General features: G+C 53.3%; 20 protein-coding genes and 1 other annotated feature. Of the genes, 7 read left to right on the top strand and 13 right to left on the bottom strand.

The window, feature by feature from the left end; translation table 11 throughout:
- Nucleotides 1-2: 2 nt before the first annotated feature.
- Together ilvB and ivbL are read right to left on the bottom strand one after the other, a co-directional pair.
- On the bottom strand, nt 3-1,691 hold the full coding sequence (ilvB, locus tag FDW94_RS01555) for an acetolactate synthase large subunit (RefSeq protein ID WP_137377023.1): 1,689 nt from the start codon (nt 1,689-1,691) through the stop codon (nt 3-5).
- Nucleotides 1,692-1,798: 107 nt separating this feature from the next.
- The gene (gene ivbL / locus FDW94_RS01550; RefSeq protein WP_003827118.1) at nt 1,799-1,897 is read right to left on the bottom strand and encodes an ilvB operon leader peptide IvbL; all 99 of its coding nucleotides are present in this window, start codon (nt 1,895-1,897) and stop codon (nt 1,799-1,801) included.
- Nucleotides 1,898-2,419: 522 nt separating this feature from the next.
- On the opposite strand from ivbL, the gene tisB reads away from it, so the two are divergent.
- From tisB to emrD, 3 genes are all read left to right on the top strand, one after another.
- Nucleotides 2,420-2,509 (top strand): type I toxin-antitoxin system toxin TisB, encoded by a 90-nt coding sequence (tisB, locus tag FDW94_RS01545; RefSeq protein ID WP_126956554.1) that lies wholly within the window; start codon nt 2,420-2,422, stop codon nt 2,507-2,509.
- Nucleotides 2,510-2,632: 123 nt separating this feature from the next.
- Nucleotides 2,633-3,466, top strand: a complete 834-nt coding sequence (locus FDW94_RS01540) for a DMT family transporter (RefSeq protein ID WP_137377022.1) — start codon at nt 2,633-2,635, stop codon at nt 3,464-3,466.
- A gap of 191 nt (nt 3,467-3,657) precedes the next feature.
- Nucleotides 3,658-4,842 (top strand): multidrug efflux MFS transporter EmrD, encoded by a 1,185-nt coding sequence (emrD, locus tag FDW94_RS01535; RefSeq protein ID WP_032934162.1) that lies wholly within the window; start codon nt 3,658-3,660, stop codon nt 4,840-4,842.
- On the opposite strand, the gene FDW94_RS01530 is transcribed toward emrD, so the two are convergent.
- On the bottom strand, nt 4,769-5,851 hold the full coding sequence (locus FDW94_RS01530) for a cellulase family glycosylhydrolase (RefSeq protein WP_060682993.1): 1,083 nt from the start codon (nt 5,849-5,851) through the stop codon (nt 4,769-4,771). The two genes, emrD and FDW94_RS01530, sit on opposite strands and share 74 nt — an antisense overlap.
- Nucleotides 5,852-5,929: 78 nt before the next feature.
- The gene (dsdC, locus tag FDW94_RS01525) at nt 5,930-6,856 is read right to left on the bottom strand and encodes a DNA-binding transcriptional regulator DsdC (RefSeq protein WP_137377021.1); all 927 of its coding nucleotides are present in this window, start codon (nt 6,854-6,856) and stop codon (nt 5,930-5,932) included.
- Nucleotides 6,857-7,085: 229 nt separating this feature from the next.
- On the opposite strand from dsdC, the gene dsdX reads away from it, so the two are divergent.
- Together dsdX and dsdA are read left to right on the top strand one after the other, a co-directional pair.
- Nucleotides 7,086-8,423, top strand: coding sequence for a D-serine transporter DsdX (gene dsdX, locus FDW94_RS01520; RefSeq protein WP_137377020.1), 1,338 nt, complete (start codon nt 7,086-7,088; stop codon nt 8,421-8,423).
- A 17-nt stretch (nt 8,424-8,440) separates the two neighbouring features.
- The gene (gene dsdA, locus FDW94_RS01515; RefSeq protein WP_003827105.1) at nt 8,441-9,763 is read left to right on the top strand and encodes a D-serine ammonia-lyase; all 1,323 of its coding nucleotides are present in this window, start codon (nt 8,441-8,443) and stop codon (nt 9,761-9,763) included.
- Nucleotides 9,764-9,775: 12 nt separating this feature from the next.
- Here the strand turns inward: dsdA and FDW94_RS01510 are convergent, their stop codons facing one another.
- The 6 genes from FDW94_RS01510 to ibpA form a co-directional block, all read right to left on the bottom strand.
- Complete coding sequence (locus FDW94_RS01510; RefSeq protein ID WP_003827104.1) at nt 9,776-10,288, bottom strand: radical SAM protein; 513 nt, start codon at nt 10,286-10,288, stop codon at nt 9,776-9,778.
- Nucleotides 10,289-10,302: 14 nt separating this feature from the next.
- Entirely contained in the window at nt 10,303-10,665 is a 363-nt protein-coding gene (locus tag FDW94_RS01505) for a DUF202 domain-containing protein (protein ID WP_008786533.1), read from the bottom strand.
- The gene (locus FDW94_RS01500) at nt 10,655-11,002 is read right to left on the bottom strand and encodes a YidH family protein (RefSeq protein ID WP_003023888.1); all 348 of its coding nucleotides are present in this window, start codon (nt 11,000-11,002) and stop codon (nt 10,655-10,657) included. The genes FDW94_RS01505 and FDW94_RS01500 overlap by 11 nt, the downstream gene beginning before the upstream one ends.
- 185 nt (nt 11,003-11,187) lie before the next feature.
- Nucleotides 11,188-12,849: a putative transporter gene (locus FDW94_RS01495; RefSeq protein ID WP_048237049.1), complete on the bottom strand. Its 1,662-nt coding sequence runs from the start codon at nt 12,847-12,849 to the stop codon at nt 11,188-11,190.
- 123 nt (nt 12,850-12,972) lie between these two features.
- Nucleotides 12,973-13,401 carry a small heat shock chaperone IbpB gene (gene ibpB, locus FDW94_RS01490; protein WP_060682995.1) on the bottom strand — a complete coding sequence of 143 codons (429 nt, stop codon included), beginning with the start codon at nt 13,399-13,401 and terminating at the stop codon, nt 12,973-12,975.
- 92 nt (nt 13,402-13,493) lie between these two features.
- Nucleotides 13,494-13,907 (bottom strand): small heat shock chaperone IbpA, encoded by a 414-nt coding sequence (gene ibpA / locus FDW94_RS01485; RefSeq protein ID WP_003023882.1) that lies wholly within the window; start codon nt 13,905-13,907, stop codon nt 13,494-13,496.
- Nucleotides 13,901-13,973 (bottom strand) — a sequence feature (ROSE (Repression Of Heat Shock gene Expression) occurs in the 5'-region of heat shock genes and acts as an RNA thermometer to modulate expression.). (Overlaps the previous gene by 7 nt.)
- A 238-nt stretch (nt 13,974-14,211) precedes the next feature.
- Between ibpA and FDW94_RS01480 the strand changes: the two genes are divergently transcribed.
- A complete protein-coding gene (locus FDW94_RS01480; RefSeq protein WP_003023879.1) occupies nt 14,212-14,544 on the top strand; it encodes a YceK/YidQ family lipoprotein in 333 nt (110 codons plus the stop codon).
- Nucleotide 14,545: 1 nt separating this feature from the next.
- Here FDW94_RS01480 and FDW94_RS01475 read toward each other — a convergent pair whose 3' ends face one another.
- Nucleotides 14,546-15,772: a DUF3748 domain-containing protein gene (locus tag FDW94_RS01475; protein ID WP_137377019.1), complete on the bottom strand. Its 1,227-nt coding sequence runs from the start codon at nt 15,770-15,772 to the stop codon at nt 14,546-14,548.
- A 99-nt stretch (nt 15,773-15,871) separates the two neighbouring features.
- Between FDW94_RS01475 and cbrA the strand changes: the two genes are divergently transcribed.
- Nucleotides 15,872-17,008 carry a colicin M resistance lipid reductase CbrA gene (gene cbrA / locus FDW94_RS01470; RefSeq protein ID WP_137377018.1) on the top strand — a complete coding sequence of 379 codons (1,137 nt, stop codon included), beginning with the start codon at nt 15,872-15,874 and terminating at the stop codon, nt 17,006-17,008.
- On the opposite strand, the gene FDW94_RS01465 is transcribed toward cbrA, so the two are convergent.
- Entirely contained in the window at nt 17,005-18,132 is a 1,128-nt protein-coding gene (locus tag FDW94_RS01465; protein ID WP_137377017.1) for a DUF4056 domain-containing protein, read from the bottom strand. The two genes, cbrA and FDW94_RS01465, sit on opposite strands and share 4 nt — an antisense overlap.
- Nucleotides 18,129-19,226, bottom strand: coding sequence for a BamA/TamA family outer membrane protein (locus tag FDW94_RS01460; protein ID WP_108912453.1), 1,098 nt, complete (start codon nt 19,224-19,226; stop codon nt 18,129-18,131). Before FDW94_RS01460 ends, FDW94_RS01465 begins: the two co-directional genes overlap by 4 nt.
- Between the last annotated feature and the right edge of the window lie 28 nt (nt 19,227-19,254).

Here is a 19,254-nt window from a genome sequence, read left to right as displayed (position 1 = left end):
GCTTATTCCCCCACCATTTCTGTGTTTGCCGCACCCGGCGGCACCATCGGGTACACTTTTTGTTCGGCATCGATGCGCACGTGGATCAGCGCAGGCCCAGGGCGATTAATAATCTCCTGCAACGCTGCCTGTGGGTCCGCTTCGTTATTCAGATCGCAGGTTTCGAGACCAAACCCGGCGGCTATCTGCATAAAGTTAATCATCCCCGGATAGGTCGCGGCAAAAACACCCTGCTTATAGAACAGACTCTGCTGCTGATATACAAGACCCAACGCTTCGTTATTCATCAGGATGATTTTAATATCCAGCTGATTTTCGCTGGCTGTCGCCATTTCCTGAATATTCATCATCAGGCTGCCGTCGCCGGAGAAGCACAGCACTTTTTTGTCTGGATTGGCCAGCGCTGCACCAATTGCCGCTGGCAGGCCAAAGCCCATAGTTCCCAGACCGCCGGAGGTCAGCCACTGACGCGGACGGTTCAGCGGATAAGCCTGTGCCGCCCACATCTGATGCTGGCCTACGTCGGTGGTGATAATGGCGCTATCGTCTACGCAGGCAGCCACGGCGTTGATCAATCCATAGTGGCTGAGCGGGTCGCTTTTCTGCGGAATAGTGCAAGGGAATTCACGTTGTAAATCGGCCACCGTCTGATGCCACGACTCTCGCGGCTGCGCGTCAATTAATGGGATCAATTGCGCCAGAACCTCATCGACATCCGCCTGAATCGCCACGTGCGGTTGTTTGATTTTACCCAGCTCCGCGCGGTCGATATCCACGTGAATGATTTTGGCGTTCGGGCAGAACTGCTCCGTTTTACCAATCGCCCGGTCATCAAAACGTGCGCCCAGAACAATCAATAAATCCGCTTCTTGCAGAATAAAGTTAGTGCTACGCGCGCCGTGCATGCCCAGCATGCCTAACGACAGCGGATGCGCTTTCGGCAACATACCGAGCGCCATTAAGGTCATAGTGGTGGGCAGCATCGCTTTTTCCGCCAGTTCACGCACGCGCTCAGGTGCGTTAATCACGCCGCCGCCGAGGTACAGCACCGGACGCTGTGCGGCGTTAATCATGGCTGCGGCATCGCGAATGCTGTCCTGGCTGAACGCTGGTGCCGCCATTTTCTGCGCAGGCTCCGGCATCTCTTCAATATCAAAAACAGCGGTTTGAATATCCTTAGGAATGTCTATCCACACCGGGCCTGGACGTCCGGACTGCGCAATGCGGAACGCATCGCTCATGACCTGCGGTAATTCACTGATATGGCGGACCAGATAGTTGTGCTTAGTGATGGGGATAGAGATGCCGTAGGTGTCGACTTCCTGGAAGGCGTCGGTGCCTATCATTGAGGCCGGAACCTGCCCGGTGATACACACCAGCGGGATGGAATCCAGACGCGCATCAGCAATGGCGGTCACCAGATTGGTTGCGCCCGGTCCGCTGCAGGCCATACAGACGGCGGGTTTGCCATCGGTTCTCGCCATTCCCTGCGCGATAAACCCAGCTCCTTGCTCGTGGCGCGCCAGGATATGACGGATTTGCGTGCTTTGACTTAAGGCGTCATAGACGGGAAGAATCGATCCGCCGGGAATACCGGTAACAACCTGAATTCCCTGGCGTTCCAGGAAATGAACGATGAATTCTGCGCCCGTAAAACGCGTACGCTTGGATGTTATGCCCGAACTTGCCATGCTCCAGTCCTTTTATTCTGGGCCTTTGCTCCGGGCAGGTCTCTGAAACGAAAAACCCCGCCCGGTTTGCGCCGGCGGGGTTTTGGAATCGTGTGTTGATTCGGACCCTACGGCGCATTGCCGACGACCACCACCACACGCACGACGACCGCTGCGCGAGATGGCGCAGTTTTTAGTAGGGTCGCAGTCAGCATGGAAGGGTTCATTAGGGACCTGTCTGTTTGTTGATTAACTGGATTTATACAAACACAGGTTTTTCAGCGTGACAATGGAAAAATTTTCATCTGCATAAAAATGCGTCAACGATCACATTTCGTTGTGCATTGCTGAAAAACAAAAAACCCCGCCGGAGCGAGGTTTTTTTCAGTGCTGTGCGGTTGGTAGCCGCCGAACACACTGTGTTATGTCAACGAAAAAAGTATACGCGTTCTGCGAAGAACACGCAATTTCGGCACGAATTTTGATGGTTTCGAGTATGGAACATGAATAGCGTAACGTCCATAAAACACTGTTAATTTATACAGTATTTATCTATAATGTCTCGGTACGCAATGTGTTATGCGGGGGCCGCATCGTAAACCGGCGCATCAAAGTCCTGGCTGAAACGGGTGGTGCCGTCAGCGCCTTAACCCCCGTGTGAGCACACTGTGTTATGTCAACAAAGGTGCTGGCAACAGGCAGCGGCGAGGTACGTCAGCACCGTGCTCCTTGTACCAAAAGGAGAGCGTATGAGCCTCGTGGATATCGCTATTCTTATCCTCAAACTCATTGTTGCAGTACTGCAACTACTTGATGCCGTTCTGAAATACGTTAAGTAATTCGGATTCAAGTCGCACCTAAGGGGGGCGGGTAACACTCCGCTCCCCTTTCACCTTCTCCCTGGTGCTTGTGTCGCGCCAATATGTTACGTTTTTATGACATTCTCAGGGAAGAATTCCACCATGACGCTTTCTGTTTTCTGCATTTTGCTGTTCGCCGCGCTGCTGCATGCCAGCTGGAATGCCATTGTTAAAGCTGGAAACGATAAACTGTACTCAGCGATCGGTGTCAGCGGTTCTGCTGCAATTATGGCATTGGTTTTCTTACCCTTTGCGCCGCAACCTTCCGCCGCCAGCCTGCCGTTTTTAGCCGTCTCAACTGCGTTGCAAATTGTATATACCGTCCTGGTCGCCAAAACCTATCAGGTTTCGGATATGAGCCAGACCTATCCGTTAATGCGCGGCACAGCGCCACTACTGGTCGCAATTATCAGCGTCCTGTTTCTTGGCGATAGCCTCTCTGTTCTAGCCTGGGTGGGGATTGCCACGATCTGTCTGGCGATCCTCGGCATGGCGTTTAACGGACGCAGCAGCTCGCAACGCGGGATCGTGCTGGCGCTCATTAACGCCTGCTTTATCGCCGGATATACGCTGGTTGATGGCACCGGCGTACGTTTATCTGAAACCGCGCTGGGTTATACGCTGTGGACCTTCTTTCTGAACGGCTCCTGCCTGCTGGGCTGGGCGATGATTGCCCGACGCCGGGAAGCGTCGCGCTATCTGGTACAGCAGTGGAAGAAAGGTATTCTTGGTGGGATTGGCACAATGGGTTCTTACGGTCTGGCGCTGTGGGCCATGACTCAGGCTCCGTTGGCGGTAGTCGCTGCGCTGCGTGAAACTTCCATCCTGTTTGGCGCGCTGCTCGCGTGGCTGCTACTGAAAGAGAAGGTTGCCGGAATACGTCTTGTTGCGGCTGGAGGCATTGCCATAGGCGCAGTTTTGCTACGCTTATCATGACCTCTGTAAACCCGATGCAATCCGGCAACATTTGTTGCCGCTTTTTGTTTACATTTCCTGCCGTTCATCGTTTAAACATTCCAGCCCACTATCTGGCCTTCTTTTTCTGTTGTGGTAGATTCCACGAGCATTTACGGGAAAGTGCAGCACCTTATTCTTATTTTTTCACTTTTTGAAAAGTAATCAGCGAAATGAAAAGGCATAGAAGCGTCAATTTGTTGTTGATGTTGGTATTACTGGTGGCGGTAGGTCAGATGGCGCAAACCATTTATATCCCCGCGATTGCTGATATGGCGCGTGAACTGAACGTTCGCGAAGGGGCGGTGCAAAGCGTGATGGCCGCCTATCTGTTGACCTACGGCCTGTCACAACTGATTTACGGCCCACTTTCCGATCGCGTTGGCCGCCGCCCGGTGATCCTCGCCGGGATGTCCATTTTTATGCTGGCTACGCTGGTCGCCATAACCACCCACAGCCTGACGGTATTGATTATCGCCAGCGCAATACAGGGGATGGGAACGGGCGTCGGCGGTGTGATGGCGCGAACTTTACCGCGCGATTTGTATGAAGGCACGCAGTTACGCCACGCTAATAGCCTGTTAAACATGGGGATTCTTGTCAGCCCACTGCTGGCACCGCTGATTGGCGGTATGCTGGATACCCTGTGGAACTGGCGTGCCTGTTACATCTTCCTGCTGGTGCTGTGCGCAGGCGTCACGTTTAGCATGGCGCGCTGGATGCCGGAAACGCGCCCCGCAGGTGCGCCGCGTCCACGGCTTATCGCCAGCTACAAAACGCTGTTTGGCAACAGCTCTTTCACCTGTTACGTGCTGATGCTGATCGGCGGCCTGGCGGGCGTTGCGGTCTTCGAAGCCTGTTCCGGGGTGTTGTTAGGCGCGCGTCTCGGCTTAAGCAGCATGGTGGTCAGTATCCTGTTTATTCTGCCCATTCCGGCGGCGTTTTTTGGTGCCTGGTTCGCCGGTCGCCCGAATAAGCGTTTCTCGACGCTAATGTGGCAGTCAGTTATCTGCTGTCTGGTCGCCGGTTTGATGATGTGGATCCCTGGTCTGTTCGACGTGATGAACGTCTGGACGCTGCTGGTTCCCGCCGCACTGTTTTTCTTCGGCGCCGGGATGCTGTTTCCGCTGGCAACCAGCGGCGCAATGGAACCTTTCCCGTTCCTGGCCGGTACTGCTGGTGCGCTGGTTGGTGGATTACAGAACATTGGTTCCGGCGTGCTGGCGTGGTTCTCTGCCATGCTGCCGCAGACCGGGCAAGCCAGTCTGGGCCTGCTGATGACCCTTATGGGGCTGTTGATTTTTGTTTGCTGGCTTCCGCTGGCTTCACGCGTGTCGCATCAGGGACAGGCGGTTTAAGCGTATGATGGCCCGGCTTCTCGCCGGGCTTTTCACACTCAGGGGCAATCATGGTATTCAACAACGGCTCCAGCGCCGGTCTCCATGCCCCTTCCTCACCATCATAGAACTGCGTATCCGCATTGATAGCATAGGGAATTTTCGCTTTCTTCAGCTCGCAAGCCATAAAGCGGGCAAACGCCATTTGCGAGGCAGAAGGCGCGTTCCTGATGGTTTCTCCCGGCGACCAGCCTCCTACCCAACTAACATGACCGGTTTTCTGCTGCCAGTGAATGGCAGTATTGATACGGGCGCGAATGGCGGCCTTTTCTGCCGCTGTCCCTGAGGTCCACGGGTATTTACCGTTATTTTTCAGCGGCCCCCACGGGAAAATATGCCATTGGGCCAGCACGGTATTCTGACTTTGCGGCGGCAATTTTAGGTTGGGCAAATCTTCCGGAGCGGCATGCAGTTTCGGCGCGATAAATATCATTCGCTGTGGATCGATGGCATGGATGGTACGGATGGTTTTGTCATACACCCTATTGAGCGACGCCTGATTATGGTTGAGCTTATCGGCAGGTTCATAAATCAGGTCGAAACCCAGCAACGGCGAACTTTGACCAAAGTAATGCGCCACTGCCACCCACCAGTTAACCACCTCTTTTTCGTTACTGGCACTGGGGTCTTTTTTATACTCGTCAGCCTGATAGGCGATTATCGGGATCACGCCATACTGCTCGCAGGCTTCCACCAGCTTGCGCAGATGAATGAGCCGCGCCTCCGTAGGCTCACCCGCCACGCGAATGCGCACGTGGGTCAACCCTTTCGCCTTATAATCCCTCACCACCAGCGGATCGAATTCACGGATGCCCCGATCGGTACGCGCCCAATCTACGTCCATCCCAACCCCAAGCTGCTGCACATACTGCGCCGCCGTCAACGCAGGTTGCGCGGCACACACGGTGGCGCTGGCCAACAGTAAAAGGGAAACAATCGGCTTTAACACGGTCGTCCTTACGCAAATCATCAGGAGTGATATCACGTATTTAGCACGCTTTTTCACTTTCCGTGTAGAGCGAAAGCGTAAAAAATATTCGCGACCCGCTTATTTAACCTGCTCCTGCAGCCAGCCAATAAACGCCTCGATTTTCGGCCACTGCCTGCCGGGCAGCGTGGTGATGTAGTAATGCTGATGACATTTCAGCGCCATATCGCCAAAAGGCGCAATCAATTCTCCGCTGTCGAGGCGTTTTTGCACCAGCCGTTTTCGTCCCATCGCCACGCCGATATGGTTCATTGCCGCAATTACTGCTAAATCAGAACGATCAAAACCAATCCCCGACGATGTCGGCAAATTCGCCGCAAAATTCTGCGCCCAACTGTGCCACTCATCGGTCCCGGAATCGTTACTCCACGCCTGTCTGTCGTGCAGCAACGTACAGTGCGGCAAATTCACCAGCGAACCGATAAGGTCATGGCGGCGGGCGTAGTCCGGGCTGCACACCGGCAGGATCTCTTCATCCATCAGGAAGTGATGCGTGAGTTGCGCGGAGGGTGCATCGTCAAAATAGATGGCGAGATCGATACCCGCACGCTGTAGATTGACGTTGTCGTTCCCGGTCAACATGGTTAGCGAAATTGACGGGTAGCGACGGGTAAAGTCGCCGAGCGCCGGAACCAGCCAGCACTGGGCGATAGAAGGCCGTGAGTAGACGGTGAGCGTCCCCGAGAGCTCCTGATTCTTAATATCAAGAATCTCCTGGTTGAGCGTGTCCAGTGACGACTTCAGCGCCCAAAATACCCGTTTGCCCTCATGAGTGAGTTCCACTTTGCGATGAGAACGAACAAATAATTGGATGCCAAGCTCATCTTCAAGCTGATTTATGCGATGGCTGACGGCGCTGGGGCTCAATGACAGCTCGTCTGCCGCCAGCGCAAAAGACTGATGCCGGGCCGCCACTTCAAAAGTATACAGCTTTGACAGCTGCCAGCCGTTGAGCAGCCGGTTTCTGACTTCGCGTAGGGGATCCATTCTCACCTCCTTTCCTTCTGATTCATGCGCTGGAGTGTAAAAAAGTTCGCTGTAAAAATCAGCTCAAAGGTGAATCAGAGTGAACCATATCGCATAAACAAAGCGCAATTAGACATAAATCACTCATTTGATGCAATCTGGCTCATGTGAAGGGGGATTTATATCGTTTGTCAGACCATGCCTTATTTTTGTCCAATAACCCTATATTAATCACAGGGCAAGGTGAGTTATGCACTCTCAAATCTGGGTTGTGAGCACGCTGCTGATAAGCATCGTGTTAATCGTTTTGACCATCGTGAAGTTCAAATTCCACCCGTTTCTGGCGCTACTGTTAGCCAGCTTCTTCGTGGGTACGATGATGGGCATGGGGCCGTTGGATATGGTCATTGCCATTGAGAGTGGCATCGGCGGTACGCTGGGCTTCCTCGCCGCGGTTATCGGCCTTGGGACCATTCTGGGCAAAATGATGGAAGTGTCCGGCGCAGCCGAACGCATTGGCCTGACGCTGCAGCGCTGCCGCTGGCTATCCGCCGACGTCATTATGGTTCTGGTTGGGCTGATTTGCGGGATCACGCTGTTTGTTGAAGTCGGCGTGGTGCTGTTGATTCCACTGGCCTTTTCAATTGCCAAGAAAACCAATACTTCATTACTGAAACTGGCGATTCCGCTGTGTACGGCGCTGATGGCGGTGCACTGCGTGGTACCACCGCATCCGGCTGCCCTGTTCGTGGCGAACAAGCTGGGCGCAGACATTGGCACCGTGATTGTCTACGGCTTACTGGTCGGCTTGATGGCCTCGCTGATCGGTGGTCCTCTGTACCTGAAATTCCTGGGTAACCGTCTGCCGTTTAAACCGGTTCCGGCTGAGTTTTCTGACCTTAAAGTGCGTGACGAAAGTACGCTACCGTCGCTGGGTGCTACGCTGTTTACCGTTCTGCTGCCGATTGGCCTGATGCTGGTAAAAACCGTCGCTGAGCTGAACATGGCGAAAGGCAGCACGGTATATACGCTGCTGGAGTTTATTGGTAACCCGATCACCGCGATGTTTATTGCCGTTTTCGTTGCCTATTACATTCTCGGCCTGCGTCAGCACATCGGTATGGGTACGTTGCTGACCCACACTGAAAACGGGTTTGGCTCCATCGCTAACATTCTGTTGATTATCGGCGCAGGCGGCGCATTCAACGCTATCCTCAAGAGCAGTGGGCTGGCGGATACTCTTGCGCTGATCCTCTCGAACATGCATATGCACCCGATTCTGCTGGCGTGGCTGGTGGCGTTAATCCTGCATGCCGCGGTGGGTTCCGCCACAGTGGCAATGATGGGCGCCACGGCAATCGTTGCACCGATGCTGCCGCTCTATCCCAACGTCAGCCCGGAGATCATCGCCATTGCTATCGGTTCCGGCGCTATTGGCTGCACGATCGTTACCGATTCCCTCTTCTGGCTGGTGAAGCAATACTGCGGTGCCACCCTGAATGAAACGTTTAAATACTATACGACCGCGACATTTATCGCGTCCGTGATTGCACTGGCTTGCACATTCCTGCTTTCCTTTATTATCTAAGCGCAAAGAGACTGACTATGGAAAACATTCAAACACTTATCGCCCAGTATCCTTTAGTGGAAGATCTGGTTGCTCTCAAGGAGACAACCTGGTTTAACCCTGGCACCACCTCTCTTGCGGAAGGTTTACCGTATGTTGGCCTGACTGAACACGATGTTCAGGATGCTCACGCCCGTCTGACGCGCTTTGCGCCGTACCTGGCAAAGGCATTCCCGGAAACCGCGGCCACCGGCGGCATTATTGAATCTGAGCTGGCCGCGATTCCGGCCATGCAAAAGCGGCTGGAGAAAGAGTACGGGCAGCGCATCAATGGCGAAATTCTGCTGAAGAAAGACAGTCACCTGCCAATTTCTGGCTCGATTAAAGCCCGTGGTGGCATTTATGAAGTACTGACCCACGCGGAAAAACTGGCGCTGGAAGCCGGTCTGCTGACCACACAAGACGATTACAGCGTTCTGCTTTCGCCCGAATTCAAACAGTTCTTTAGCCAGTACAGCATCGCGGTAGGCTCCACCGGTAACCTCGGCATGTCGATTGGCATTATGAGCGCCCGTATCGGCTTTAAGGTGACGGTGCATATGTCGGCCGATGCCCGCGCATGGAAAAAAGCCAAACTGCGCAGCCACGGTGTGACGGTCGTGGAGTATGAAGAAGATTACGGCGTGGCGGTTGAACAAGGCCGTAAGGCAGCGGAGTCCGATCCAAACTGCTTCTTTATCGATGATGAAAACTCGCGCACGCTGTTTTTAGGCTATGCGGTGGCCGGACAGCGCTTAAAAGCGCAGTTTGCCCAGCAGGGGCGCGTGGTGGATGCAGACCATCCACTGTTTGTTTACCTACCATGCGGCGTCGGCGGTGGCCCTGGCGGCGTGGCGTTTGGCCTGAAGCTGGCGTTTGGCGATAACGTGCACTGCTTCTTCGCAGAACCAACCCATTCACCGTGCATGCTGCTGGGGATTTATACCGGACTGCACGATACGATTTCCGTGCAGGATATTGGCATCGACAACCTGACGGCGGCTGATGGGCTGGCTGTCGGCCGTGCGTCTGGCTTTGTTGGCCGGGCAATGGAACGTCTGCTCGACGGTCTGTACACCCTGGACGATCAGACTATGTACGACATGCTGGGCTGGCTGGCGCAGGAAGAAGGTATTCGCCTCGAACCGTCAGCGCTGGCAGGGATGGCCGGTCCGCAACACGTTTGCGCCTCTGCTGACTATCAGCACATGCACGGCTTCAGCGCGGATCAGCTCAATAACGCCACCCACCTGGTGTGGGCGACCGGCGGTGGAATGGTCCCGGAAGATGAAATGGCGCAGTATCTGGCCAAAGGACGTTAAATACCGCTGAGCTTAACGCAGCATCGCCATCAGCTCCATCGGTGAGCGATGCTGCTTAAGCAGGTCACGCATCACGCGCATATGCGGTGCGGTATGGCTGAAGAAAGCCTGATAGCCTGCACACAGCACGCCCTTTCCATTTTCCTCGCAGTACGCAGGACAATCACCGTGGTAATATTGAAACAATGAGCATGTCTGGCAACGCGTATTCATTGATGACATGGTCTGTCGTTCAATCTGTGCCGTCAGACCACACCACTGGCGAAGCGTTTTATCGAAAAGCTGGATAGATATCTGATTAATATCTTCACGTACCCAGATATCAAATATCGTAATTAAAAATCGGCCCCATGCCTCAGACGTAACCGATTCGTCTGTCAGATGACCTGAACCATCGTGCTTAACCAGCGGAATAAATTGTACCAGGCGAACATTTCCTTGTTGCAAACCACGGTACACTTCAACCGGTTGTAAACACTTCTGATGGTCAATCACCACGTTTAAAACATCATCACTAACATCCATGTTCTCACATCCTGTCATGCAAAATTCCCGATAAATACGATAAGTTGGCGAACATGCGTTACAGCAAACAGCATTGCGAGGGATAACACCGCGAGGGAGATCATAAATTTGTCACGCACCGCGCGAGATTCAGAAAAATCGCTATGACTCACATCCATCAGATTACGGCTGCGGGTGTAGCGCCAGAGGATAATCGCCACTATCGCCAGCACAACTATCGATATCCAGAACAACACTCCCGCCTGGTGCCAGTTGTGCTTAATCGCCAGCGCCATTAACGCGCCATAGCCCAACAACGTGCGAAACCAGGCCAGTGAAGTCCGCTCCGGTTGTAACCCCGGGTCAGCGATGCGTCGGGATTTGCGGCTATCCGGCATACAGCACCAGCGTCATGACAATCACCGCCACAATAGTCAGCATGACGCTGATAATCAGCAGGCTGTGGGTGTAGGGCAAGTCCTCTTTCAGTCGCATCGCCTTTTCGTTACGTAGCCAGCGCAGATAGCCGTAGATCGCCAGACCGCCGGCAAACAGACACAGCAACAAGGCAAGTGCCTCACGGATGACCGGCGTGGCAAAATCCGGGGCCAGTTGATCAAGGCCAACCCCCGCCGCCAGAAATCCGAGCGCGGTGCGGATCCACGCCAGAAAAGTACGCTCATTTGCCAGTGAGAAGCGATAATCCGGTGCTTCTCCAAGGCGAGAAATCTTCATGACAGCTCCTTAAATATTGTTGTCTGGTCGTTATACCGGAACAGTTAAGGAGTATGAACCTGATTCTCAAACGAGAGGGCGAGTCGGGTGACGAGACAATGGGAAAGAGAGAGGGTGTTTGTAATGCCGGATGGTGAGTTGCGTTTTATCCGGCCTACAGGAGATGCAGGCCGGATAAGTCAGTTTTAACCTAATCCCCAGAAGAGCACCGCCAGCAGTTGCGGGGTGATAATCCTCAAGAACATGACCAGCGGATAAACGGTAGCGTAGGAGAGCGCTGCCGCCCCGCTGGTGGCATGCAGGTTATTAGCAAACGCCAGAGCCGGGGGATCGGTCATTGAGCCAGCCAACATGCCGCACAGCGTCAGATAGTTCATTTTGGCAAAGATTCGCGCCAGCAAGCCCACGGTAATGAGCGGAATCGCGGTAATGAAAATACCGTAACCCACCCAGCTCAGGCCATCGCCCTGTGTTAGGGTATCGACAAAATCACCGCCTGACTTCAGACCCACCACCGCAAGAAACAGCACGATACCCAACTCTCGCAACGCCAGGTTAGCGCTGGGAGGCATAAACCAGTACAGCTTACCGATGCTACCAATACGCCCCAGGATCAGGGCCATAATCAGCGGCCCGCCGGCCAACCCCAGTTTCAACGCCACCGGGAACCCCGGGATGAACAGCGGGATTGAACCCAGTAGAACACCCAGCCCGATACCGATAAATACCGGCAGCATCTGCACCTGCTGCAGTTTTTGCTGCGCGTTACCCACAACATTGGCAACGGCATCAATGGACGAAGGACGTCCCACCAGATTGAGGATATCCCCGAATTGCAGGCTGGCGTCACTGCTGGCTACCAGCTCAACACCCGCACGGTTCAGGCGGGAAATCACCACGTCGTAACGCTCTTTGAAATGCAGGTCGCGGATTCGTTTACCCAGTACCTGTTCGTTGGTCACCACCACGCGTTCGACGCGTAAATCGGTACCTCGCGTAGACAGCGATGTGTCTACCTCCTGCCCAATCACCACCTGCGCGTTATGCAGGTCAGCTGGCTGCCCGACCAGGTGTAGCAGGTCGCCCATCTGGATAACCGTCCCTGGCGACGGCACCATCAATGTCTCGTCACGTTTCAGACGCGAGCAGATGATTTTGTCGCTGTTCAGAATCGGGACATCCTGAATCGCCATATTGTTGATGTTTGGGTTTTCCACGCGGATGTTCATCGTCTGAATCAGTGCGTGCCCGTTGGTCAGCGTGGATTCATGCTGCTGGGCTTCAGCATCGACGTTAACGCGGAAAATAAGGCGCATCAGCCACATGGTCAGTAAAATTCCGCAGATGCCGAAAGGATAAGCCATGGCATAGCTCATCCCCATCTGATCAACCACATCGCCAGGCGTACCTAAATCGCGCAGAATTTGCTGCCCCGCACCTAACGCCGGGGTATTGGTGACCGCTCCAGAGAATATTCCCAGCACCACAGGGAGAGGAATGGCAAAAATCTTATGCAGGATCGCGGTGACCAGGCCACCCATGATGACAATCAGCACAGCAAACAGATTCAGCCGCAGGCCCGAAACGCGCAGAGAAGCAAAAAAGCCCGGCCCCACCTGAATACCAATGGTGTAGACGAAAAGAATCAGGCCAAATTCCTGAATAAAATGCAGCATGTCGCCGCTCAGGGTCATCCCTGCCTGATCGACAAAATGCCCGACGATAATACCGCCGAACAGCACACCTCCAATGCCAAAACCCACGCCACGTATTTTTATGTTGCCGATCCATAACCCGACAACTGCCACTAATGCCAGAACGCTGACCGTCAATGCTATATCACTCATATCCTGTTCCCTGTGAATAACATCATTAAGTAAATGGATTCTCGCAGAGTACAGTCGCAATGTATGGGTGGTAAAGCACAAAAAAGCCCCGTCATTTCTGGCGGGGCAAAGGCATGGAGCTATTTAACTATCTAATGCAGGACGTTCGCTGATGGCGATACGTTGTGGAGCAATGGTTTCAGGTTCATTCCGGGTCAAATCAATATGCAGCAAGCCGTTAGTGAAGCTTGCGCCGGAGACCTCCATATTTTCAGCCAGCGTAAAGCTCAGGCTGAACGGCTGAGTGACCAGCCCCTGATGCAACCATTTGGTCTCTTTTTCCGGCTGCTGCGGCGTACCTTTCACGGTCAGGCGCGTGCCTTCCAGTTGAATATCCAGATCTTCCTGGCGGAAACCGGCTAACGCAAGGGTAATGCGGTAGTGGTTATCATCGCTCTTTTCGATGTTATAAGGCGGGAAGCTCTGGCTTTCACCGTTGTTTTGCAAGGCATTGGCCAGTTTGTCAAAACCGATCCATTGACGCAGCAGTGGGGATAAATCGTAGTTACGCATAATAATCTCCTTCTAAGAAGCGAGTAGGTACCTTTCGGCTCCCTGACGGCAAGCCGATGACTTAGCAAGGCCGCCTGAAGCGGCCTACAGAATTAGTTGATTTCGATGCGGCGCGGTTTGTTCGCTTCAGGAATCACGCGCTCAAGATCGATATACAGCAGACCATTTACCAGGTTTGCGCCGCGAACATGAATGTTCTCCGCTAACTGGAACTTGCGTTCAAAGTTGCGCTCGGCAATACCCTGATACAGGTAAGTACGTTCTTTTTGATCGTCCGCATGGGCGCCTTTTACCACCAGCAGATTGTCCTGGGCAGTAATTTCCAGTTCGCTTTCAGCAAAACCGGCAACAGCAATTGCAATGCGGTAATGGTTTTCGTCTACCAGCTCAACGTTGTACGGAGGGTAGCCGCCATTGCTCTGGCCCTGATTGTTTTCCAGCAGGTTAAACAGACGGTCAAAACCAATAGCAGAACGGTACAGCGGGGATAAATCAAAGTTACGCATAATCAATAGCTCCTGAAATCAGCGAGAATAATTGACCTTCCATCATGGACAGGTCAGGTAGCCAGGACACCCATCAGGCATGCCCTTCATTTGTCTACACTCTAAAAATGGGTCTTAATACAAACTTTTCAAGCGTATTCATCTGACTTTTTTTGCAGTTTGTTGTCTATTGCATACACTGGGGGGAGCAGTTGTTCTCGTTAAATCGCGATGGCCGCCACAGTGCGACGAAATGGTGATGTTATTTTCGCAACGGATCGCTTTAACTCACCATGCAAACACGATAAATACAGATGAATAAATGATGATTAAAAAAATGTTGGTAACACTGACGATGTGTAGTGGGATGGCGTTTGTAAGCGGTTGTTCCAGCATCATGTCGCATACAGGTGGTAAAGAAGGGACGTATCCTGGCACGCGAGCCAGTGCCACAATGATTAGCGAAAGTGATACAAACTGGGGAACCAAGTCGCTGGCGATTCTGGATATGCCTTTTACCGCGGTGCTCGATACGGTATTGCTACCTTGGGATCTCTTTCGCAAAGATAACTCGGTGAGATCCCGCGTAGAAAAGAGCGAGGAGAGAACCCAGGCCACGAACGCCGTTATTCCCCCGGCAGAAATGTCTGCTCCATAAATTAACGCCCGGTTTCAGTCACCCACAGCTGGCGGAAACCCTCGACGTCTTCCATCCACGCAACCTGTCGACCATCAGGGGAGAAGACGATCGCATCGGCCGACGGCGGGTTATCATGACGTTCCGTTAAAAAATCAATCTCGCCCGTTTGAACATCACAACAGGCAATTCTGTTCTCCAGTACAAATCCCAGCCATTTCCCCGATGGGTGCCAGTTAAAGGCTGACTGAATATTCGTAGCGCACTGGGTAAGCTGACGCAGCGATCCACCCTGTGGAGAAATCAGCCATAGCTGTACAATACCGTTGTCATCACGCATTAAAAACGCAATCTCTGATGCCTTTGGATTACTGCGTACCCAGTGGCGAGGCTGATTCACCAGCCCCGGGAAGGCGCGCTCATGGGTAAACGTCAGACGGCGTTGGCGAATACCGGATGGTGGCGCAGGCATGGTCATGTCAGTCCCCTCCAGAGGCGCGTCCCCCGGCTGTTTCCAGCCACTTTCATCCTGTGGCAAATCAACAATAAACAGCTCCGGTACTTTCTCGCCAGTGGCTGATAGCGTATCACCGATAAACGCCAGCCTGTTTTCTCCAACCCAGCCCTCTTCATAGGCGCGGTTAATCTCATCGCTACCCGGTTTTGGCGTTGGTGTCGTCTGGCTCACCAGCACGCACCAATGGCTGCCACTGTATTCACGCGGATGCTGCGCGGAGACCTTCACCGGGCCATACGGTGCGGCCACACCGACGTTGCGTAAATCGAGCGCCGGAGAGCGCTCATGCAGAACATGGTCGTTATAGGTGAAACTGACAAACTCACCGTTCGGGCTAAAGACATGCACATGACTCCCGCCGCGCAGCGCGCCTGGCGTGTACGGCGCGGTAATATCCATTGCATCCAGATTCTCCACCCCAGCCTGCGTAACAATCACCCCACGACGATGATGGAAGTCGTAATGCCATGTTTCATCAGGATTTTCAGGCCCGTGAATGAATATATATTTTTCCAACTTTGGATGAACGGTCACCACGCCAACGTGCGATCCCTGAGTAGCCCGGTAAATCACCTCCAGCTCGCCAGTATGGATATTGACGCGCTCAATTGTTTCACCGGTAAAGGAAGCGCCGGAAGGGCGCACATCAAAGACCAGCCACTGGCTGTCCGATGTCCAGGTGTTGATATTGGTAAGCTGATGATTACGCGGCGTAAAGGTGATTTGCTTCATGAGATGCCCTGATACAAGACGATTAAAACAATCATACTTCACAAGCACTTCACTTTCAGGCTTTAGCGTATCGCCATCTTCATTTTTGCGGACAGAAAGATGGAACATTTTGACGTAGCGATTATCGGTTTAGGTCCGGCAGGCGCAGCGCTGGCGCGACAGTTGAGCGGAAAAATGCGCGTGATTGCGTTGGATAAAAAACGCCAGTGCGGCAACGAAGGTTTCACTAAACCCTGCGGCGGTCTGCTGGCCCCGGACGCCCAGCGTTCGTTTATCCGCGACGGGATAACCTTACCCGTTGATGTCATCGCCAACCCGCAGATTTTTAGCGTTAAAACGGTTGATGTTGCCGCTTCTTTGACGCGTAACTACCAGCGCAGCTACATTAATATCAACCGCCATGCTTTTGATTTATGGCTTAAATCTCTCATCCCTGATGATGTGCAGGTGTATCACGACAGCCTGTGTCGGAAAATCTGGCGCGAGGGCGATAAATGGCATGTTATCTTCCGCGCCGACGGTTGGGAGCAGCAGATAACTGCACGTTATCTGGTGGGGGCAGACGGTGCGAACTCACTGGTGCGCCGTCATCTCTATCCACAGCACCAAATCCGTAAATATGTCGCTATTCAACAATGGTTTGCGGAAAAGCATCCCGTACCGTTCTATTCCTGTATTTTTGATAACGATGCAACTGACTGTTATTCCTGGAGTATCAGCAAAGATGGCTATTTTATCTTTGGTGGCGCCTACCCCATGAAGGACGGACAGGTACGCTTTGACGCGCTGAAAGAGAAGCTAGAAGCGTTCCATTTCCAGTTCGGCAAACCGGTGAAAAGTGAAAAATGTACGGTGCTATTCCCCTCACGCTGGAAAGACTTCGTCTGCGGCGAGGACAACGCATTTTTGATTGGTGAAGCGGCCGGTTTTATCAGCGCCAGCTCGCTGGAAGGGATTAGCTATGCGCTGGACAGCGCGGAGATCCTCAAATCGGTACTGCTGCGGGATACGCCAGATATGAATCACGCTTACCGTAAAGCCACCCACAAGTTACGTCTCAAACTGTATGGCAAAATCCTGAAAAGCCGGGCCCTGACGTCGGCATTTTCCCGTAAATGGATTATGCGCAGCGGCGTTGCGCATATTCCCTTGGCAAAATCTGAAAGTCACCCGCCAGCGAAAGCAAAGCGTGAGAAATCGCGTAGTATGGCTATGACATTATGGCGCATTTTTTAAGGGACTGAGTTCACCTCACTGTCACGGCCTTGTGCCACCGTAGCCAGCGCGGGAAAGTTGGCGACGGTGTACCAGGAACCTGGCGTAGGCAGCCGCTCCATTGTATGGCCAGGCCAAAGTTCGAGTTGTGCCAACGCATCAAGGGAATATTGTCGCCAGTGATGTGGCAACATCAGTCTCAATGGCGAGGCTTGTTCACCCGGTACCGGCGTCGGTAAACGCGAGTCACTCACATCATAGTTTCTGTGCAGAACCAAATATTTCTCTGGTACCCGACGCTGGCTGTTCCACCATTTGCCATCCAGCATATCAAACTGAAAGCGGGTGATTTTTTCCGGTTTTGCCCCCAATTGCATCAACGCCTGGCGCAGCGCGTTGTTCATCGCCGCATCGTACATTTCCGTTGTTGCCAGTTGCCCATTGAGGATCAGCGATACCGCAATTCTGGCACCCAACAAATTTGAGTAGAGATCTTCCGGGGAAAATGCAGAAACCTCCTCCGAAAATCCAGGGACGGACTCAAAACCATACCATTGCGCAATTTCATGCCAGGCAGCGAGCTGAAACGCCAGATGCGCGGCCATCCATGCCGCCAGCGCGTAACGATCAGCAGGCTCTGTGGGGGGTGTGAAAGCGTTAAATACGACATGCCGTTGCGCAAGCTCATCATCCAGACGCAGCGTAAATGATTGACCAAGCCGTGGAAGAAGATGGCTAAAGAGCCAGGCCGTCATGTCTGCGGTATCACGGACATGTGCGGTATCAATGAAGCCACCGCGAGCGGTATACACTATGCCGTTATTCTCATGCCCGATCCCTGCCAGATTCGCTAGCCCTAACAGTAGGCTATCGTTATAGCGGTGCTCGCCGATGCTATCGATCGTGACAACATTATCAAGTTCATAAAATGGCACCGGCATATGCAGTACCTGTGCGTGCAGGTCGTAGCCAAACGCGCAGCACGGACGTAATCCCTGAGGTGCAGGGAGGGGCGAAACTACCGGCCAGGCAGTACCCTGGGCCTTATCCTCTGTAGAAACGAGCTGCAAAGTTACAGGTATTGCCGCACGGGCTATCGCCGTTGCCAGCCATAAGAGCGCTATTAACACCACCTTATTGATCAAAATGCCTCTCCAACCTGAAAATAAAAACCGCTGCTCCCTTTGCCAATCCCATAATCAAGACGCACATTCACCCGGGGCTTAAATTCAAAGCGGTAGCCCACACCGGCGGACGGTAACCAGCGTCCATCGTCCAGCGCATGAAAAGAGGGTCCCATCGTGCCCGCACCGAGCCAACCAACCACACCATGCCGCCAGTCAAGTTTCCGCCGATACTCCAGTTGCCCGCTGACGGCGTTTTTATCCCGGTAGCGCCCTTCGTAATAACCGCGCATACGCTGATTGCTGCCAAGCAGCGGCATCATGCTCCACGGCACATCGCCCTGGGTAAACGCGCCGTCCATCTCCCAGGCAAGCACATTGTTCTCGTCCAGCGAGTGATAGCGGCTGTAGTGCAGTTGATATTCATCAAATCGCGTATCGCTTCCCACCTCTGGTGTGAATCGGGTATAGCGCACATCGGCATACTGTCCTTTACGCGGGTTGGGAACGAAATCACGATCGTCCCAGCTGAGTTCGACACTACTTCCGGAGCTGAGAACCGACGCCCCCTGCCCGGTATGCTCAATGTTGGGCGGATCGTTATCGTCCATTTGGGTAGCGTGCTGGGCGTTCAGCGACCAGCCAAGCCCCAGATAAACATTGGGTGCCAACTGGCGATACAACGTTGGGCGCAACTCCAGAACCTGAGCGGTGTATTGCTGTTTTTGGTTATCTTTATCCCCAGCGCTAAAACCTTGCCCCCAGTAATAGGTTGGAGTATCCGTTAATGCGCCATTGAGAAAAAATCGCCACCGATCGTCGGCAAAAAATGCGTAATTTTGCATCGTGATACCGAATGCGCCAGTTGAGCTAAAATAGCCGCTGAGCGTCAGCGTCGAGTTTTGGCTTACCGTATCATTCGGGTCAGGGCGATACATCCCCACCACCGCTGTACCGATCCCTAACCCCAGCTCCGGGGTATAAAACGGTCCCGGCATTACTCCCCAGTCAATGCCTTTGCTGGCGTCAAAGCTATCACTGGCACCCAACTTATTTAGCCAACCGTCAACTTCGCCTCGGCTTGGCAACGCTGCCCGCACTGTACAGGAGAGCATGTTGAACAGCAGGAAGAGGGTAAGACGG

The sequence above is a fragment of the Citrobacter sp. wls757 genome, from assembly GCF_005280935.1.
GTDB classification, from domain to species: domain Bacteria; phylum Pseudomonadota; class Gammaproteobacteria; order Enterobacterales; family Enterobacteriaceae; genus Citrobacter; species Citrobacter portucalensis.
Note: the sequence above shows the minus strand (reverse complement) of the source record. Positions and strands in the feature narration are given on the sequence as shown.

Bases quoted from the DNA above. Each gene is read 5' to 3' on its own strand.
- FDW94_RS01505 (WP_008786533.1), bottom strand. From the start codon at position 10,665: ATGCCGGATAGCCGCAAATCCCGACGCATCGCTGACCCGGGGTTACAA.
- dsdC (WP_137377021.1), bottom strand. From the start codon at position 6,856: ATGGATCCCCTACGCGAAGTCAGAAACCGGCTGCTCAACGGCTGGCAG.
- cbrA (WP_137377018.1), top strand. From the start codon at position 15,872: ATGGAACATTTTGACGTAGCGATTATCGGTTTAGGTCCGGCAGGCGCA.
- FDW94_RS01500 (WP_003023888.1), bottom strand. From the start codon at position 11,002: ATGAAGATTTCTCGCCTTGGAGAAGCACCGGATTATCGCTTCTCACTG.
- emrD (WP_032934162.1), top strand. From the start codon at position 3,658: ATGAAAAGGCATAGAAGCGTCAATTTGTTGTTGATGTTGGTATTACTG.
- ivbL (WP_003827118.1), bottom strand. From the start codon at position 1,897: ATGAACCCTTCCATGCTGACTGCGACCCTACTAAAAACTGCGCCATCT.
- FDW94_RS01510 (WP_003827104.1), bottom strand. From the start codon at position 10,288: ATGGATGTTAGTGATGATGTTTTAAACGTGGTGATTGACCATCAGAAG.
- ibpB (WP_060682995.1), bottom strand. From the start codon at position 13,401: ATGCGTAACTACGATTTATCCCCACTGCTGCGTCAATGGATCGGTTTT.
- FDW94_RS01530 (WP_060682993.1), bottom strand. From the start codon at position 5,851: ATGATTTGCGTAAGGACGACCGTGTTAAAGCCGATTGTTTCCCTTTTA.
- FDW94_RS01480 (WP_003023879.1), top strand. From the start codon at position 14,212: ATGATTAAAAAAATGTTGGTAACACTGACGATGTGTAGTGGGATGGCG.
- tisB (WP_126956554.1), top strand. From the start codon at position 2,420: ATGAGCCTCGTGGATATCGCTATTCTTATCCTCAAACTCATTGTTGCA.
- ibpA (WP_003023882.1), bottom strand. From the start codon at position 13,907: ATGCGTAACTTTGATTTATCCCCGCTGTACCGTTCTGCTATTGGTTTT.
- FDW94_RS01495 (WP_048237049.1), bottom strand. From the start codon at position 12,849: ATGAGTGATATAGCATTGACGGTCAGCGTTCTGGCATTAGTGGCAGTT.
- FDW94_RS01540 (WP_137377022.1), top strand. From the start codon at position 2,633: ATGACGCTTTCTGTTTTCTGCATTTTGCTGTTCGCCGCGCTGCTGCAT.
- ilvB (WP_137377023.1), bottom strand. From the start codon at position 1,691: ATGGCAAGTTCGGGCATAACATCCAAGCGTACGCGTTTTACGGGCGCA.
- dsdX (WP_137377020.1), top strand. From the start codon at position 7,086: ATGCACTCTCAAATCTGGGTTGTGAGCACGCTGCTGATAAGCATCGTG.
- FDW94_RS01475 (WP_137377019.1), bottom strand. From the start codon at position 15,772: ATGAAGCAAATCACCTTTACGCCGCGTAATCATCAGCTTACCAATATC.
- FDW94_RS01460 (WP_108912453.1), bottom strand. From the start codon at position 19,226: ATGCTCTCCTGTACAGTGCGGGCAGCGTTGCCAAGCCGAGGCGAAGTT.
- dsdA (WP_003827105.1), top strand. From the start codon at position 8,441: ATGGAAAACATTCAAACACTTATCGCCCAGTATCCTTTAGTGGAAGAT.